The following is a 12,985-nucleotide window of genomic DNA, read 5'->3' on the forward strand; positions in this document are numbered from 1 at the left end:
TTACCTATCCTAGAGTTCATTAATTTGCTTCTATTGATTCGTTTTTTTAGGAATTCCATTTAACCTTAAAACATCATCTACAGTTGTACAATAATTTTCTAATCCAAAGTTTGCCGGAGTTACAGGAGCTTTATAAACAAAATGGCGATAATTAATTGAGAAATGATCCCAATCTTCCATCTGTAATCGAAAAATAGTAATAAAGAAATTTATTAGAGCAGTATTCAAAGGAATGCGAAAATAAATTCTCTTATTAAGGTAAGCACAAATTTGGGTGATTGCTTCATCAACTGTAATTACTTTATTTCCTAATACTAACTGTCTAATTTTAGACTCACCAGGGGGATTATCAACTAAATATTTAACGACTTGAGCAATGTCTTTAGCATGAATATAATGAAAACTTCCATCTGCTTTAAACCAACGAATTAAGTCAATCCATTTGACGACATCAGAAAATCCCCCAGATAAATGAGAAAAGGGTTTATTTTTTTCGCCTCCAAATACCAAGGTAGGAAAGATAGTAGTAATTTTATTGGCAATGGGTGAATGAAGAAGCTTAGTGTAACAGGCGTGTTTAGTGCTAATATAATTAGTACCTAATTTACCTGCTTCAGCAAGCAGTTGATTATTTTTATCTAAAATACTCGCGGTAGAGAAATAAATAATTTGTTCACATATTTGAATATCAAATGAGTTAATTAATTCTAACATCCTAACAACGTTAATCTCATAAGATTCTTTAATTCCTCCCCAGCTGGTTGCAGCTAAAATGGCAATATTAATAGTTTTTAATAATCCCTTGAGTTGACCAACACTTTCTAAATCTCCTATTAAAAGATGAATATTGGGACGAGCTTTGTAATTAATTTGTAGTTTTTCAGGATTTCTTACTAACAAAAAAAGCTCATGGGACGTTTCTTGAATCAAAGCTTCTGTCATATAATGACCAATACAACCACTCGCACCTGTCAAAAAAATTCGTTTCATTGGTATCATTTTGTGATCGACCGTTAATCCTGAGGAACAAGAAATTTACAGTCTCCCTCACCCGTGTCAATTGATTGTGACACTCCCACAAGTAGGACTGAGTGGTATCTCTGCTTCATTTGTTCTAAGCTGGACATAATTTTTTCTATGCCTTCACCAGACCGAATAAACCCGTCAGCTATCTTAAGCACAGAACCTTACAAATTTTTGGGCAAGAAACACTGATAAACACCCTGTGTGCACCACCGCATTTCGATGGTAGCACAGTTTCTACTCAGCCTAAAGATAGTTAAACTAAATCCTATGACTAGATTACGTAGTCCTTGTTTACAGAACTTTAATAGGGATAAGTAAATTTACTAATTAAACTGGAACAGCTGATGACCGATCTACTTGCTTGGCGGTTTCAAAAAAGTAACGCACATTATCTTCAGGGGTTCCAACTAAAACACCATGGCCCAAATTCAGAATATGGCCAACTTTTCCAGCTTTACGAACTGTATCAAGGATACGACTATGGATAAATTCTTTAGATCCAAACAAAACCCCAGGATCAATATTGCCCTGTACCTTCATATTAGACCCTAATCGTTGTCTGGCTTCAGCCATATCCACAGTCCAATCTATACTGACTATATCTACTCTTGACTTTACCATCCGTTCGAGAACCCCTGCACTGCCGCTAACGTAAAGAATGAGAGGTGTATTCGGGTGGGTTTGTTTTACTTGACGTACTACCTGTTGTTGATAAGGGAGGGCGAACACCTCATAATCTTGGGGGGTTAATTGTCCTGCCCAAGAGTCAAACAATTGCACTACTTGCGCTCCACAGTCGATTTGATAACGAATATAGATAGTGATCGCATTAGCTATTTTACTCAAAAATTGATGGAGAATAGACGGTTCAGAAAAAGCCATAGCCTTGATAATGGCATAACTTTTAGAACTTTTTCCTTCAATGGCATAAGCTGCTAAAGTCCAAGGTCCACCTACAAATCCCAGAACCGTTGATTGATTACCAACTTCTTGCCGTAGGGCTTGCAAAATGATTTTAATGAAGGGTAGAGAGGTTTCAGGCTCAAAAGGATAGAGGTTATCAACCTGTTGTTGAGTCCGAATCGGAGAATCAATCATCGGTCCCTTACTTTCAGGAATCTCGAAGGGAATACCCAATCCAGGGAGAGGGGTTAGAATATCAGAGAACATGATGACCCCATCAGGTCGAAATGCTTGCCAGGGTTGTAAGGAAATTTCAATCGCTAACTCGGCATTTTCTGATCTATCACGAAAACTAGGATATTTATCCCGTAAGTCTCGATAAACTTTCATATAACGTCCTGCCTGCCGCATCATCCAGACAGGGGGACGTTCCAACACCTCGCCCCGCACTGCCCGGAGCAAATATGGGATTTCTGTTGCTTGAGTCATCGCAGCTTCTCTAATAATTTTGGTGCACCTGTCAGCTTATCATCCAAAGACAAGGTCTCTGTAGTGACGATTCACGAATATTTATCTTTAAATTTATTGGCTCTCCTGGATTAGCTGTGATAGGATCACCATGATAGGTAACTGATAACAATCAATAAAAGATCAAAAATCTCTTATTGCGAATCTTCCAAAATTATAGCGACTGAATTTTATTTAATTAAACAAAATTCAGTTCGAGTTTTTGAAGTAATATTGTGCAGTCAGGATGATTAAGTTAAGAAATGATTAGCTGCTGATTTGTGATGCACAGTATAGAGGAACTAACTCGTCCTTGGTTTTTATATACTGTCAAACTCTAACATTTTTTGTAAATTGTCTTACGAGATTAGTTGTTGTAGCTATTGATTATTTTTACTCACAAGAATATTTTACTTTATTAGTAACTACATAATTGATATGTATCTAAATAAAATCAAAAAGTTTGCAATACTAACGAAAAATATCTTACCCAAAAAGTCTGTTAATGTGTTTTTATGTATTCTTCTTATTTGTCTTATTACATTACCCGGTCTTATTACATTACCTGTTAAGGCCAAAGTTTTTGTTTTTCCTGATTTGACAAACACAAATAATTGGTTGCCTCAGTCTGAGAAGAATGCTGAGATATCTGTTTGTATTAGACTGGATGGAATTTGTCTGTTTCAGGTAACTGCACCACAAGAGAAGGTTTCTGAACGAGTTAGTCTTATTCAAGACCGCTTAAAAGAAATTAGTCATCTTTACTTTTCCCAAAAGGATCCCGAAGCTATAATTAAACGAAAAACGATAAACAATCTCCCTAATATCAGTGTAACTATTGGTCGGCAAGAAATCCGCCTGATGACTGTTACAACTTTGGATGTGAAGAATGAAGGAGTTGATATAGCAACGAAGGCTAACTTTATAATTGAGCAACTAGAACAGGGATTGAAACGAGGCAAGAAAGAACGAGAAAGTATTTACTTGGTTAAAAAAGGGCTTATATCGGCAGCTATTGTGGGGTCGTTGCTGATCACTAATCTTCTTCTATCTCGCCTAATAAAACAGTTAAGTTTTTCTAAAGATAGAGTTTCTAAATCTAGAAATGGTCAGCCCATTTCTACTCTTTTAATCCGGCGAGAACAATGGAACATTAAAGAAGTTCAATACCGACTTCTACAAATCACTCAAGGGGGAATATGGTTCGCCGGAGTCTTAGTGATTATCGGACTATTCCCTTATACACGTGTCGGAAAAATTTGGCTGATTACTTTTTTGAGAATCCCAATTAGAATAGGGATAGTCAGTTTAGTTACCTATTTAGTGATTCGTATAAGTTATGCTCTCATTGATAAATTCAGTTCTATTTTATTTAATCAAGATTTATTAGCCGTAGCTGTCGAATCGAATCAAAGATTACACTTACGATTGACAACAATCTCTCTTGTTTCTCGCAGTATCATTACTATTATTTTAATGGTAATAGGAATTATTGTTGCTTTATCAGCGATTGGAATTGACATTGCTCCCCTATTAGCAGGGGTTGGTATTTTGGGTGTAGGCGTTTCTTTAGCTTCTCAAAACTTAATTAGAGATGCAATTAATGGTTTTTTTATTATTATTGAAGATCAATATGCAATAGGAGATGTTATTCAAGTTGGAGATTTTTCTGGGTTGGTAGAAAATATTAATTTAAGAATTACTCAACTTCGCGATCCAGCGGGGAGATTGGTTACTGTTCCTAATAGTGAAGTTAGAATTGTTGCTAATCTTTCTAGCAAGTGGTCGAGGGCTGATTTAATGATACCAGTTGCTTATGAAACGGATATAGATAAAGCATTGGAGGTAGTTTATGAAGTTGCTCAAGACATGACTCAAGATAAGTTTTGGAAAACCGATATTTTAGATAATCCTGAGATTTTGGGAGTAGATGGTTTTGAAGAATGGGGATTAATTATTCGGGTTTGGATTAAAACTAGACCTCTTAAACAATGGAATGTTTCGCGAGAGTTCCGCCGTCGTTTAAAAGTAGCTTTTGATAGCCAAGGTCTACCCCTTCCTATACGTCAACAAAAACTTTGGTTGACTCATGATTCTTCTAGTAAAAATAGTCGTCCACCTGCTTAGTTAGGCTTAAATCAATGATCTTATCTTTGATCTGATAAGTGAAGATTTAAATATTAAAGAAACAGTTCTATTGTCAGTATTGAGTTGATCAAAATCCATGATTTTGACCTAGATAGTATGTAAGTAAGTTTTATGTCTTAAACTTAAACTAGACTGGACTAAACATTTTTACTTCTCCTAAATATAAGCTTTTTGGTACTTGGTCTAAGAACAACAATAACCTCTAACTGCCGTCAAATCACTTTAGTAATTCCAGATTTATTCGTAAAAAGATTTAATAACTTTATTTTAAAATTAGCGTTAAGCAGTATTAACCGAAACAGTCAAATTTATTTGACAAGATATTTCAGAGTTATTCTGATAATAATCAAGTTTAGAAGCTACGTCAAATTAGATCCAATCAATTATAGAAATAAACCTATAGAAGAGTTAAGCTAACTTGAAAATAAAAAAATATAAACTGAAAGATTTAAGACGAAAAATATTGGGTGAATCTTAAACAAGAATATTAAAAATTTAGCCGAAAGAAATAAAGTGAGTAAACAATAAATAAAAACAACACTAAAAGGTTTAAGTTAAAAATTACAGGCAAAAAAATTTAGATATTGAAACGGTTAGCAGTTTATAAAATTGCCGCGACTAAAATAACTAAAATTATCTAATAATTTTAGTTATTTTAGATAAAAGAGCGAATTTAGTAATTTTAAAAATAAAAAAAATCAGACAAATAGTAAAACAACTAAAAATTTAAGAAAAAAAGGTTTCAATTAGATTAAATAGATCTTTTTATATAAAGAAAACTACTTAAATAAAAAGCTAAAGAGTTTAAAAACCTAGTCAATAAAAAAATATGTTTTTGTGAAGAACTAAGAAGATTTAACCAAAAAATAAAAAGTTCAATTAAACTGGGTGTATAAAATACTATAATTTTTCTCAAAAATACATCAATATAAATAGAAAAATAATTTAGAACAATTTTAAAAAAAGATTCAAACTAGATATCAAAACTATTAAAATTAGCTGATTGGTATTAAAAAGCTTATATTTTGTCTTCAAAAAGCTGTAGAACAGTTGATTATTATTTATTCTTGCTAAGAAACAATGGATAATATTGAAAATAAATTAAAGTTAATTAAAAAAAGAGCCTATGGATTCAGGAATTTCGTTAACTTCAAACTTTAAAGTTTACTAACTTGATATTTCACTAGCCAATTCCACATTATCAGTTCAGTATCACCAAATTTAATCTCTTTATTGTTCAATATATAGTGATCAATTTGTCCATTCTAGAGGATTCACACTTGGCGTAATTTTTTAATAGAGAACTCTACTCTTAAAGTCAACCAATTAGCATAAACTCTTGAAAAGAGTCCAATTTACCTATCCTTGTAATTACCGTTATCGTTATTTTCTAGGTCCCAATAGTAATACTTAGATATACCGTGGATTTTGAATTCATTAGACTATTATTAATCTTTTGACCATCAAAGCTATTGAGAAACATTATTTAGCTATCCGTCAAAGTCCAGCCTAAAATTTTACCTCAACAAAAAGAGATCGTCTCTAAGCTATAAAGACAATAGTAAGTCACTAACCCAGAAACGGTTTTTGTAACGGGGATTTAATTTAGCCCCGCTCCAAAAACTATTCGCTCCAAAAAGCGAGATTTTAAAAGCGACCAATACAACTTTTAAAATTGAATTAAAGGAATTCGTCGTGTCGGACGTTCCACATCTCCTAAATGAGAATCATGTTCTTCTAAGGTGATATCGAGAGCTTCTGTTTTAGCTTCATAGACGGTTTGGTTAAATTGATATCGAGTCAGTTCTCCACGAGTTCCCTCAGTGGCTGCATATTGTCCGCCAACACCCCCTAACCATTCTTCGCGGGCTTTTGACTCAGTTCCGTCTAAATCTTGAATGGTTCCGGTATGAATTTCGAGGGGTTTAGGGTCAGTAATAATCTCCTCTTGAGCAAACGCAGACATGGAACTCGATATTGTCCCTATTCCCAAAACAAGTATCCCCGTGCAAATTTTTATTGAGTGAGTTAAACTCTTACAAAGATTCATATTTTTTACCTAATGTCCATAAAAAACTCCTCAGCGACTTTACTCGCCTAACTCCTCAAGATACTTCTTGTAAACACCACACCTAAATAAGATTCCTAAGTTTAACAGCCTCTGTCTTTTTAAAGTTTAGAATAAAAAGAAATCAAGAAGACTGCTATCAAAGTCCTTCAAACACCTTCATTGTCCTCGACAATAAATTGTAAATCTATTAAGAGAAACAAAAACTTTCTATTTTTCTTTTTTATGGGTTATGTAATAGACACAAAGACAAACCCCGGGAAAATTTTACGTACTCAGTGTCATTACCCCCCACCCCATGTTTTGATACATTCTGTTAATCTCCTTAAGAAGATTAACTAGTAGCCTCTGGGGCTTTTAATTAGCTGGTTTAATGCTTCCACTTGAAGATGAGCGAGTGTTTTGTGCCGCTTCCATAGAGGTAAACTCAATATGGTCAAGCAGAGTAGTTAAAAATCCAAAAAGCAAAAATGGTAAGGATAATACTAAAGCAAATCCCACCATGGCCAAAGCATAAATTTGACGAGTGCCACTCCACAACACTAAAGTACCAACTAAGGTGAGGATAATAACAATTAACCAAACGATAACCTGACCGTAAATGTCCTCAAGGGTACACACCACACGGTAATTTTGAGCTTCTTTATCCATTATTAAAGTCCGGTACAAATCTTCTCCTGATGTTCTACTCCACGTTAATGCGAGGATTTGGATTGAGCTTACTATTTAAAGATTTTTATAAAATTTTGCAATATCCCTTTACAATTTTTACTTTATATGTTCGGATAACATGACTTATATTGCTGATGCTTTCAAGTTAAAAACAAAAGTTAATTTTGATAGTTGTCCAAGATCAATTCTGATGAAATTCAGGATTTTTAGGAAAAATCCTCAAATGTCGTAATAGGCTATAAAGCAAAAGCTAATGATAAATACTGGGAGGTTATTTTTTTTATGCCAGGAGACTCAATTATCGAAAATCGGGACTATACCCTGATTATCGACAAAAGTGCCAGTATGGCTGCCTCTGATGACCCCAATGGTAAAACTCGTTGGGAAATTGCCCAGGGGTCTACTTACGCCTTGGCTAGGAAATGTGAAGAAATCGATCCTGATGGGATTACAGTTTATGTTTTCTCCGGTCGTTTCAGAAGATACGACAATGTGACCTCAGATAAGGTTACTAAAATTTATGAAGAAAACGAACCGATGGGACAAACGAACTTGGCGACAGTGCTCCAAAATGGTCTTGACAACTATTTTGAGCGTAAAGCGGCAGGGAAAACCCAACCTAATGGGGAAACTTTTCTTGTCATCACCGATGGTGAACCTACCGATCGCAAAGCGGTTATTCGAGTCATTATCGAGGCATCCCAGAAAATTGAGCGTAGGGAAGAATTAGCGATTTCTCTAATTCAAGTTGGTCGTGATAAGAAAGTAACCACATTCTTTAAAGCGTTAGATGATGATCTAGAAACAGTAGGGGCTAAGTTTGATATTGTCAATACAGTAACGGTGGATGATATGAAAAATATGTCCTTAACTGATGTGCTACTTAATGCCATTATCGATTAGGCTATTTAAGTTAAAAGTAAAAAGTTCATCATTATTTATAGATTTTCTATATTAATGATGAACTCTTTTTGCGAGGACATTAAAAAAATAAGGAGCTTCTAAATTGAGTAGATTAAATTAATAGCTAGTAACTTCCAAAATTTTTGTTACAACCGTGTTTTATTACTCAAAAAACTTGACTTTTATTAAAATAGAGTTTTTTGAATTTTAGAGGTTTTATAAGCAGATACTTTCGGCTTTTTTTATCATTACTTTGCCATGACTAAGCTGGAATAACCATAATTAATTTTATGACAATTTTTATATCAATTTAACTTTATCATTAACAACTGAATAAGAGACACGATCCCTCGAGTCTCTTATTTTTTTTTAAAAGTTGCTTGAAACTGATTACAGTTGAGGGACAAACTTTTCCTTTTCAGGGACTTCAGTATATTCAGCCACAATTTGCCTAAACTCTTTACCATCAATGGTTTCTTTTTCGATTAACAATTCTACCAAACGATCAATCACTTCGCGGTTATCTCGAATGATTTGCCGTGCTAATTGATGTCCCTCTTTAGCAAGAGTCCGAACTTGATGATCAATTCGCATAGCCACTTCCTCAGAATATTCTGAACGGTTCATCAACCCACCTCCAAGGAATACCTCTCCAGAAGAACTTTCCAAAGAGATAGGACCTAAGTCACTCATTCCAAAACGAGTCACCATTTGCCGTGCCATCTCGGAAACCTGCTGTAAATCGCCACCAGCACCAGTGGTTGTTTCATCATAGCCAAAGACCTCTTCTTCGGCTGCACGACCTCCTAACGTTCCCGCAATACGCGCCATGAGCTGTGCTTTGGTGGTTAACCCTTGTTCTTCATCAGGAGTAAACCAGGTCAACCCTTGCGCTTGACCACGGGGGATTAAAGTAACTTTCTGAACAGGATCATGGTCTTTAACTAAAGTTCCGACAATCGCATGACCCACTTCATGGTAGGCGATGAGTCGTTTACTCTTACTATCGACGAGGGGAGTTCCCTCCATCCCAGCTACAACGCGATCAACTGCATCATCAATTTCTAACAAGGTAATTGTTTCCTTACGACGACGGGCAGTTAAAATGGCAGCTTCATTAAGTAAGTTAGCCAAATCTGCCCCACTGAACCCAGGGGTGCGACGGGCGATTGCCTCAATAGACACATCGGGATCGAGTTTTTTATTGCGGGCGTGAACTTCTAATATTTCAATTCGCCCTTTGAAGTCAGGGGCATCTACAATGACCTGACGGTCAAAACGACCTGGACGCATCAAGGCAGAGTCAAGGACATCAGGACGGTTAGTAGCTGCAATGATAATAATCCCTGTATTACCCTCAAACCCGTCCATTTCCGTTAGCAATTGGTTTAGAGTTTGTTCCCGTTCATCGTTACCACCACCGATACCTGCACCCCGTTGACGACCAACAGCATCGATTTCATCAATAAAGATTAAACAAGGAGCATTTTCTTTGGCCTTTTTGAATAAATCACGAACGCGAGAAGCACCCACTCCTACGAACATTTCCACAAATTCCGAACCAGAAATACTGAAGAAAGGAACCCCTGCTTCACCTGCGATCGCCTTTGCCAACAGAGTTTTCCCAGTTCCAGGAGGTCCAATTAGGAGAACCCCTTTCGGAATTCGTGCACCGACTGCTGTAAACCGTTCAGGCTGTTTGAGGAAAGTAACAACTTCTTGTAATTCTTCTTTAGCTTCGTCGATACCGGCTACATCATCGAACATTATGTCAGTTTTAGCTTCCATTTGGAAACGAGCACGAGATTTTCCAAAGCTCATTGCCTGACCTGGGCCTCCTGGCAAATTATTAGACCGACGAAAGAGAAAGAATAATGCTCCAATCAAGAGAAGAGGGAACAGTAAGTTTCCTAAAAATCCCCATAAAGCCCCTTCATTACGAACTGGATGGGATTCGAGGTTAACCTCTGCTTTTCTTAATTTGGCTATCAAATCAGGAGTATCAATGGGCAAATCTACCCGTGACCGCTGTACTCGATTTGCTAATTCAGGATCAACCGCTTGAACAATTGCAGTTCTTCCCCCTTCATAAAGGTCAACTTCAAGAATACGACCCGAATCTAGATATTCTAAGAATCTTCCGTAGGTCATACGAGCATTAGCCGTATTGCTTCCCATATTGGTCCCAAAAGGAAAAAATGTTCCTTGCCAAAGAAAAAATCCTACTACTAAAAGGGGTAGACTCCAGAGTAATAGGGTTCTCCAAGAAATTTTCATAGGTTAATGTTTCTCTTAATGGTTAATCAAAAAAATTACGTCAGTCACCAGTGTAATATTCCACTTTTATCAAGTTGTCTGACATAAGTAATGTTAATGTGTGTAAATTTTTAATACATCTTAGCTAAATTTAACGTAATTCTCAGATTTTTAACAACCGTAGTTAGGATAGAGGAAAAAAGTAGAAGTTGAAAGTTAGAATTTTTTCTTGTCACTCCCTCTCCCACTTTCCCCCTCTCCTTTCCTTTCACCTACTTTTCCTTATCCTCATCTGCTTGAGCTTTTGAGGCAGTTAAAATATCCCAGGCAGCTTTAGCAGCTTCATTAAGGCGATCACCAAAACTGGTGACTTCCTTGAGAATTGAATCCCAGTCTTTTTCAATTTCTTTTTTAATCTGCCTTATAGCATCTTCAATTTGTTCGGGTTCAAATAGTTGCCGACGCTCGATATCTTGGCGGGCTTTACGAACTGCTTCTAAATAATTGTCAATGGCGAATTCCCCTGCTTTTTGCACTTCAGAAAAGGCTTTGGTTTTAATAGCTTTAATTAACGCTTCAGTTTCATCTTTTATTGGTCTGTTAGGGGGTTGATTCGAGGTTGCCTGGTCAGCTTTAATGATTTCAACATCTACCTGTTCAATAGCATTTTCTCGGGAAATATTGGGTTTGTTTGTCATTATGATTTCCCCTCCTACGGGTTAAACTAAAAAAGTTGAGTGAGTTACCAAAAATACTGGGTTAACTTTGTCACAATTACTATTCTACGTAAATCTTGGATCCTAATGTTGAAGGATGGATTGAAAATGAATTAGTAAAGAATTAACTCAAAAACAAGCTAATTTACTAAACAATGGCTCACAGGCTGGGTTGCTGTCTATTGGTAATTCCCGACCTAAGTTTTCTAACCGTTGTTAGGCGTAGACGAAAGTCTTAGGATTTCGAGCTAATTACACTAAACCTATATCAACTTCAAATCTCCTAGTGTATAAAACTACCATTTAAGTCACACCCAACACTGTGTACAGAGCAGTATTTTTGTTAGATCTGATAGGTTATGCTCAATGAGGAGCTAAGTCCATACGATCACTGTAATTGTTCTCAAAAAATTCTATTTTTATTTTACTTAGGGATTTGGAATTAGAAGTTGAAAGTTCGTAAAATTAAGTTCATGTTAACATATTCTAACATCAAATCATCACTTGTGTGTGAGCAACTTTTGATCTTAAGTTTATTTAAATAAATATAAAAAAATAATTTCACATTTTTAAATTTGAGTAATTAGGGTTTAACTAAAATTAGTTTAGTTAGTTTTTTAGAAAACTTATTTAAAGGGAAAATCACCAAACCAACTTTCTTTAAAAATATTTAAAGTAGAAACTTACTTGAAGACATTTAATAAGCTTTTATATAATGTCCTTCACTTTATATTATATCTGTCTCCAGACTAGTAATTAGCATGAAAAATAAATATATTTTTATTGTTTAAGCCCGGCTTTATCTGACTCACCTAATATGTACTTAGTACTTATTATCAATAATCACTACATCTATTCCTCTGTATCTGAAGTATTTCTCAATTTTATACACTTATTCATTTATAAATCACGAAACTTACTTTTTAAAAGTTACCTATTAATAGGTATAAAATTTGGACTTTTACTTAGATTTTATATTCCTATTCTATTTATTTTTTCTCTTTTTATTTTAAAAAATTATTTCTATTCTCTAATTTTTAGCTATCTATCAATTTCTAAAATTTACAAAATAAATTGTATTTTTACAAGTAAAATATCCTTATATTTTTGTTGCTTTCTAAATAAAACTGTCTTCCCTGATCTGCCGAGAATAAATTCTGCTTTTCTCTATTTTTAAAAAGTTTTAGATAATTGTAGTCTGTTATAAGTTTTTTATTTTTTCTGAGATATATTCAATATACTTTATTCAGTATAAGTTCTCTTCTTTTCACTTTTCGGATACTCCCATAGTCTTTCTCTTCCTCGACTAATTCATCTAAGAATTGCTTTTCTTATGTTCTTATTCTCGTTTGTATCACGATAAATTACTCTGACGACATCTTGTTTAAGAATTAGCATTTTACTTAAATCAATAGTAACATAACGGACAGTTACGTCAAGAATCTCTACTCCTATTTTATAACAACTATGTTAAGATTTAGCTCTAGCAATTACAGGTAAAATGATTAGTTAATATTAATTATTATTAAAATTATAGTAATAAACTATAGTAGTATAATTTATACATTTTCTTTTATCTCAAAAATAAGTTAATATGGCATTTTTACAGTAATTAAAATTATCTTATTTATAAGATAATTTTATTATTTTTTATTCAAAGTAAGAAAATTAACGCTAAACTATAAGCGATTACTGAATAACTTAGTGTTATTGCTAATAATCAAAGAAAGATAAGTACGAATTTCTTTAACATGCCATCTTCATAATCAATCAAGTAAACAACGAT

The 12,985-nt window shown here is 34.6% G+C and carries 10 protein-coding genes; 3 read left to right on the forward strand and 7 right to left on the reverse strand.

All coding sequences use genetic code 11. The annotated features are described in order from the left end of the window. Positions 1-30: 30 nt before the first annotated feature. From RGRSB_RS08865 to hemE, 3 genes are all read right to left on the reverse strand, one after another. Positions 31-990: an NAD-dependent epimerase/dehydratase family protein gene (locus tag RGRSB_RS08865; protein ID WP_119260734.1), complete on the reverse strand. Its 960-nt coding sequence runs from the start codon at positions 988-990 to the stop codon at positions 31-33. A gap of 23 nt (positions 991-1,013) precedes the next feature. Next, on the reverse strand, positions 1,014-1,181 hold the full coding sequence (locus RGRSB_RS10235) for a hypothetical protein (protein ID WP_172582086.1): 168 nt from the start codon (positions 1,179-1,181) through the stop codon (positions 1,014-1,016). Positions 1,182-1,353: 172 nt separating this feature from the next. Continuing rightward, positions 1,354-2,418: a uroporphyrinogen decarboxylase gene (gene hemE, locus RGRSB_RS08870; RefSeq protein ID WP_119260735.1), complete on the reverse strand. Its 1,065-nt coding sequence runs from the start codon at positions 2,416-2,418 to the stop codon at positions 1,354-1,356. A gap of 615 nt (positions 2,419-3,033) precedes the next feature. On the opposite strand from hemE, the gene RGRSB_RS08875 reads away from it, so the two are divergent. Then, complete coding sequence (locus RGRSB_RS08875) at positions 3,034-4,563, forward strand: mechanosensitive ion channel family protein (protein WP_232014510.1); 1,530 nt, start codon at positions 3,034-3,036, stop codon at positions 4,561-4,563. Between the two features lie 1,101 nt (positions 4,564-5,664). After that, positions 5,665-5,745: a transposase gene (locus RGRSB_RS08880; RefSeq protein WP_119260737.1), complete on the forward strand. Its 81-nt coding sequence runs from the start codon at positions 5,665-5,667 to the stop codon at positions 5,743-5,745. 508 nt (positions 5,746-6,253) lie between these two features. Here the strand turns inward: RGRSB_RS08880 and RGRSB_RS08885 are convergent. Next, on the reverse strand, positions 6,254-6,634 hold the full coding sequence (locus tag RGRSB_RS08885) for a hypothetical protein (RefSeq protein ID WP_119260738.1): 381 nt from the start codon (positions 6,632-6,634) through the stop codon (positions 6,254-6,256). 375 nt (positions 6,635-7,009) lie between these two features. Further along, on the reverse strand, positions 7,010-7,303 hold the full coding sequence (locus RGRSB_RS08890; RefSeq protein ID WP_119260739.1) for a hypothetical protein: 294 nt from the start codon (positions 7,301-7,303) through the stop codon (positions 7,010-7,012). 303 nt (positions 7,304-7,606) lie between these two features. On the opposite strand from RGRSB_RS08890, the gene RGRSB_RS08895 reads away from it, so the two are divergent. Beyond that, positions 7,607-8,227 carry a vWA domain-containing protein gene (locus RGRSB_RS08895; RefSeq protein WP_119260740.1) on the forward strand — a complete coding sequence of 207 codons (621 nt, stop codon included), beginning with the start codon at positions 7,607-7,609 and terminating at the stop codon, positions 8,225-8,227. Positions 8,228-8,617: 390 nt separating this feature from the next. Here the strand turns inward: RGRSB_RS08895 and ftsH2 are convergent, their stop codons facing one another. Next, positions 8,618-10,504 (reverse strand): ATP-dependent zinc metalloprotease FtsH2, encoded by a 1,887-nt coding sequence (gene ftsH2 / locus RGRSB_RS08900; protein ID WP_119260741.1) that lies wholly within the window; start codon positions 10,502-10,504, stop codon positions 8,618-8,620. 251 nt (positions 10,505-10,755) lie between these two features. After that, on the reverse strand, positions 10,756-11,181 hold the full coding sequence (locus RGRSB_RS08905; protein WP_119260742.1) for a hypothetical protein: 426 nt from the start codon (positions 11,179-11,181) through the stop codon (positions 10,756-10,758). Positions 11,182-12,985: the final 1,804 nt, after the last annotated feature.

The organism is cyanobacterium endosymbiont of Rhopalodia gibberula, assembly GCF_003574135.1.
Taxonomy (GTDB): Bacteria; Cyanobacteriota; Cyanobacteriia; order Cyanobacteriales; family Microcystaceae; genus Rippkaea.

Bases quoted from the DNA above. Each gene is read 5' to 3' on its own strand.
- RGRSB_RS08865 (WP_119260734.1), bottom strand. From the start codon at position 990: ATGAAACGAATTTTTTTGACAGGTGCGAGTGGTTGTATTGGTCATTAT.
- hemE (WP_119260735.1), bottom strand. From the start codon at position 2,418: ATGACTCAAGCAACAGAAATCCCATATTTGCTCCGGGCAGTGCGGGGC.
- RGRSB_RS08880 (WP_119260737.1), top strand. From the start codon at position 5,665: ATGGATAATATTGAAAATAAATTAAAGTTAATTAAAAAAAGAGCCTAT.
- RGRSB_RS08885 (WP_119260738.1), bottom strand. From the start codon at position 6,634: ATGAATCTTTGTAAGAGTTTAACTCACTCAATAAAAATTTGCACGGGG.
- RGRSB_RS08890 (WP_119260739.1), bottom strand. From the start codon at position 7,303: ATGGATAAAGAAGCTCAAAATTACCGTGTGGTGTGTACCCTTGAGGAC.
- RGRSB_RS08895 (WP_119260740.1), top strand. From the start codon at position 7,607: ATGCCAGGAGACTCAATTATCGAAAATCGGGACTATACCCTGATTATC.
- ftsH2 (WP_119260741.1), bottom strand. From the start codon at position 10,504: ATGAAAATTTCTTGGAGAACCCTATTACTCTGGAGTCTACCCCTTTTA.
- RGRSB_RS08905 (WP_119260742.1), bottom strand. From the start codon at position 11,181: ATGACAAACAAACCCAATATTTCCCGAGAAAATGCTATTGAACAGGTA.